The 4,935-nt window shown below is 70.9% G+C and carries 3 protein-coding genes; all 3 read left to right on the top strand.

The annotated features are described in order from the left end of the window. Positions 1–1,095 (top strand): beta-ketoacyl-[acyl-carrier-protein] synthase family protein (locus ABZ281_RS37835; protein ID WP_356662563.1); only part of this gene is annotated, 1,095 nt, incomplete at its 5' end. Next, positions 1,092–2,129: a beta-ketoacyl synthase N-terminal-like domain-containing protein gene (locus ABZ281_RS37830; protein ID WP_356662562.1), complete on the top strand. Its 1,038-nt coding sequence runs from the start codon at positions 1,092–1,094 to the stop codon at positions 2,127–2,129. The genes ABZ281_RS37835 and ABZ281_RS37830, both read left to right, overlap by 4 nt. A gap of 548 nt (positions 2,130–2,677) precedes the next feature. Then, on the top strand, positions 2,678–4,804 hold the full coding sequence (locus ABZ281_RS37825; RefSeq protein ID WP_356662561.1) for a carbon starvation CstA family protein: 2,127 nt from the start codon (positions 2,678–2,680) through the stop codon (positions 4,802–4,804). The last annotated feature ends 131 nt before the right edge of the window (positions 4,805–4,935 follow it).

Here is a 4,935-nt window from a genome sequence, read left to right as displayed (position 1 = left end):
GCCCACGGCCTCGACGCGCGGGATGTGGAACGCTGCGACCGCTACATCCAGTTCGCCATGGTCGCGGGGGACGAAGCGGTACGGGACGCCGGCCTCGACCTCGCCGCCGAGGACCCGTGGCGGGTCGGTGTCTCGCTGGGCACGGCGGTCGGCGGCACCACCCGGCTCGAGAAGGACTACGTCCTGGTCAGCCACGGCGGGCAGCGCTGGGACGTGGACCACCGGGAAGCGGGCCCCGAGCTGCACCGCGCCTTCACGCCCGGCTCGCTCGCCTCGACGGTGGCGGAGCGGTTCGGGGCGCGTGGCCCGGTGCAGACCGTGTCCACGGGCTGCACCTCCGGGCTCGACGCGGTCGGGTACGCCTTCCACACCGTGGAGGAGGGCCGCGCCGACATCTGCATCGCCGGCGCCTCGGACTCGCCGATCTCCCCGATCACCATGGCCTGTTTCGACGCGATCAAGGCCACCTCCCCGAACAACGACGACCCGGCCCACGCCTCGCGCCCCTTCGACGCCGACCGCAACGGATTCGTCATGGGCGAGGGCGGCGCCGTACTCGTCCTGGAGGAGCTCGAGCGCGCAAGGGCCCGCGGCGCCCGCGTGTACTGCGAGATCGGCGGCTACGCCACCTTCGGCAACGCCTACCACATGACCGGCCTCACCAGCGAGGGCCTGGAGATGGCCCGCGCCATCGACGAAGCCCTCGACCATGCACGGTTCGACCCCACCGCGATCGACTACGTCAACGCGCACGGCTCGGGAACCAAGCAGAACGACCGCCATGAGACCGCCGCGGTCAAACGGGTTCTGGGACCGCACGCCTACCAAACCCCCATGAGTTCCATCAAGTCGATGGTGGGCCACTCCCTGGGCGCCATCGGAGCGATCGAACTCGTCGCCTGTGTGCTGGCCCTGACCCACCAGGTGGTACCGCCGACCGCGAACTACGAGACCCCCGACCCCGAGTGCGACCTGGACTACGTCCCCCGCGTGGCCCGCGAGCGCAAGCTCGACAGCGTGCTCTCGGTGGGCAGCGGATTCGGCGGGTTCCAGTCCGCGGTGGTCATGAACCGGCCGAGGGAGAAGTCACGATGAGCGAACCTCGTCCACGGCGCGCGGCCGTCACGGGAATCGGTGTGGTCGCGCCCAACGGATCCAGCACCGAGACCTTCTGGAAGTCCACCAGGGAGGGCATCAGCGTCCTGGACCGCGTCACCCGGGAGGGCTGTGAGCGTCTGCCCCTGCGGGTGGCCGGCCAGGTCCGCGACTTCGACCCCTCGGCGGCGATCGAGGAGCGCTTCCTGGTCCAGACCGACCGGTTCACGCACTTCGCGATGGCCGCGGCCGACCTCGCGCTGGACGACGCCCGGCTCCCCCGGGCCGTGACCGACGAGGTGCCGTTCTCCGTGGGCGTCGTCACCGCGGCCGGTTCCGGCGGTGGCGAGTTCGGACAGCGCGAACTCCAGCAGCTGTGGGGCAAGGGCAGTCGCTTCGTCGGCCCGTACCAGTCCATCGCCTGGTTCTACGCCGCCAGCACCGGCCAGATCTCCATCCGCCGCGGCTTCAAGGGCCCCTGTTCGGTCGTCGCCGCCGACGAGGCGGGAGGTCTGGACGCCCTCGCCCACGCGGCACGAGCCGTACGGCGCGGCACTGATGTGATCGTGGCCGGCGCGACCGAAGCGCCGATCGCGCCCTACTCGGTGGTCTGCCAGCTCGGCTACGAGGAACTCAGCACGGTCGACGACCCGACCCGTGCCTACCGCCCGTTCACCTCCGCGGCCTGCGGGTTCGTGCCCGCCGAAGGCGGCGCCATGGTCGTGGTGGAGGCCAGCCAGGTCACCGCGGTGAGCGCCACGAAGACGGCCACTCCCTTGAGCGCCGAGATGACCGTGGGCGCCCGCAGCCCGTGCCGGTACGTGGCCACGGCGAGCCCCGCGAACAGCGCCACCATCACCAGGTCCCCGGCCGCACCGCGCGGATACACCCCGCCGGCCGTCAGCACGGCCCGTATGCCGAGCAGCTGGAGCGCCAGGTACGGCATGGTCGCGAGGATCCCGGTCAGCGCGACGACCAGCGCGAGAGGCGGCGACCCGTACCGTCCGCGGACGAAGTCGGCGACGGTGACGTAGCCGTGCGTGCGGGCCACGGTCCACAGGCGGCCGAGCAGTACGAAGGCGAGGGGACAGAGGATCACCGTGTAGGGCACCGCGAAGAAGGCCGCCGCGCCGTTGCCGTACGCCAGACCCGGCACGGCGGTGAAGGTGTACGCGGTGAAGATCGTGCCGCCCAGCAGGAACCAGGTCCATACCGGGCCGAGGCTGCGGTCGGCCAGCGCCCAGCCCTCGAGGGACGGCAGCCGGTCGCTGGGGTGCAGGCGCCGCGCGGTGACCGCGAGCAGCGACGCTCCGCCGATGACGGCGAGGAACGTCGCGGTCATGGTGCCATCGGCCATGGGTCACCGTCCTTGGTGTGCCTGATCCTCACGGGGGAGTTGCGCGGCGGCCCCGATCGGAGGACACGGAACCGGCGGGAAATCCTCTGGAATTTCGCTGTCAACCGGTTCCGGGGGGTGGGCAACTCTTGCACAGACCGACAGCGAGCGGGAGAGCCGCCGTTCGCCGACCCCCGGGCACCTCGTGCGACGAGGTGTCCCGCACCGCCCTGGTGAGGAGCCGCCATGCCTACGTCCACCCTGCCCGAAAACGATCTATCGGCGCCCGAAAAGTCGCATATATCGCCGCGATCCGTCCTGCTGTGGACCGTCGTCGCCCTCCTGGGCGCCGTCGCCTGGGGCGTCCTCGCGCTGGCCCGGGGCGAGAGGATCTCCGCGGTCTGGCTGGTGATCGCCGCGCTCGGCTCGTACGCCATCGCCTACCGCTTCTACTCCCGCTTCATCGCCCGCCGGGTGCTGCGGCCGGACGACCGCCGGGCGACCCCCGCCGAACGCCTCGAGGACGGCGTCGACTTCCACCCCACCGACCGCCGGGTCCTCCTCGGCCACCACTTCGCCGCCATCGCCGGTGCCGGCCCCCTGGTCGGCCCGGTGCTCGCGGCCCAGATGGGCTATCTGCCCGGCACTCTGTGGATCGTGGCCGGAGTGATCTTCGCGGGGGCGGTCCAGGACATGGTCGTGCTGTTCCTGTCGATGCGACGGGACGGCACGTCGCTCGGCCAGATGGCCCGCGACGAGATCGGCCGGGCGGGCGGGGCAGCGGCCCTGATCGCGGTCTTCGCCATCATGATCATCCTGCTGGGCGTGCTCGCGCTGGTGGTGGTGAACGCGCTGGCCCACTCCCCGTGGGGCACCTTCTCCGTCGCGATGACGATCCCGATCGCCCTCTTCATGGGCTTCTGGATGCATCGCATCCGCCCCGGCCGGGTCGTCGAGACCAGCCTCATCGGCGTCGCCCTGCTCCTCCTGGCCATCGTCGGCGGCGGCTGGGTGCAGAACTCCTCCCTGGCCGGTACCTTCACCCTCAGCCCCACCACCCTCGTCTTCTGCCTGGTCGGCTACGGCTTCGTCGCCTCAGTCCTTCCGGTGTGGATGCTGCTCGCGCCGCGCGACTACCTCTCCACCTTCATGAAGATCGGCACGATCGCGCTGCTCGCGGTCGGTGTGGTCGTGGCCGCGCCGGTGCTCAGGGCGGACGCGGTGACCGACTTCGCGACCTCGGGCGCGGGCCCGGTCTTCGCCGGCTCCCTGTTCCCCTTCCTCTTCATCACCATCGCCTGCGGCGCGCTGTCCGGCTTCCACGCCCTGGTCTCCTCCGGAACGACCCCGAAGCTGATCCAGAAGGAGTCGCAGGTCCGGCTGATCGGCTACGGCGCCATGCTGATGGAGTCGTTCGTCGCGATCATGGCGCTGATCGCCGCTGCGACGCTGGAGCCGGGCCTGTACTACGCGATGAACGCACCGGCGGGCCTGCTCGGCGCGACGGCTGAATCCGCGTCCCACGCGGTGGCGGGCCTCGGCTTCACCATCACCCCCGACCAGCTCACCCAGGCCGCGAAGGCAGTCGAGGAACAGACCCTGATCGCCCGCTCCGGAGGCGCCCCGACCCTGGCGGTGGGCATGTCGGAGATCTTCTCCGGGGTCTTCGGCGGTACGGCCATGAAGGCCTTCTGGTACCACTTCGCGATCATGTTCGAGGCGCTGTTCATCCTGACCACGGTGGACGCGGGCACCCGGGTCGGCCGCTTCATGCTGCAGGACATGCTCGGCAACGTCTGGAAGCCCATCGGCCGGGTCAACTGGAAGCCCGGCATCTGGCTGTGCAGCGGTCTGGTCGTCGCCGCCTGGGGGTACTTCCTCTACACCGGCGCCACCGACCCGCTCGGCGGAATCAACCAGCTCTTCCCGCTCTTCGGCATCGCCAACCAGCTCCTCGCCGCCATCGCCCTCGCCGTCTGCACGACGATCCTGGTCAAGTCCGGCCGTCTGCGCTGGGCCTGGGTCACGGCTGTCCCGCTGGCCTGGGTCGTCGCGATCACCTTCACCGCCGGCTGGCAGAAGATCTTCTCCGACGACCCCAAGATCGGCTTCTTCGCCCAGCGAGCGAAGTACGCCGACGCGATCGACGCGGGCCAGATCCTCCCTCCGGCCAAGTCCCTCGACGACATGCACACCGTCGTCACCAACTCCACGGTCGACGGCGTCCTGATCGCCCTGTTCCTGCTCCTGGTCGCGGTGGTCCTGGTCAACGCGGCGGTGGTCTGCGCCCGTGCCGTCCGCTCCCCGGGCACCCTGCCCACCACCGAGGCCCCGTACGTCGAGTCCCGCATCCTGGAGGAGGCCCGCGGATGAGGCGCACCGCCCGCTGGGCGAGGGCGGTGCGCTGGTACCTGCGCGAGCTGACCGGCGCCGGTCTGGCTGGACCAGTCGGTGCGCCAGGGGGTGAGCCGGTGGGTGGGGCGGCCGCCGGCGCCCCGGTCGAG

The sequence above is a fragment of the Streptomyces sp. NPDC006265 genome, from assembly GCF_040613555.1.
In the GTDB taxonomy this organism is placed as follows: domain Bacteria; phylum Actinomycetota; class Actinomycetes; order Streptomycetales; family Streptomycetaceae; genus Streptomyces.
The sequence above is the reverse complement of the archived record's forward strand: the minus strand, read 5'-3'. Positions and strand labels throughout refer to the sequence as shown.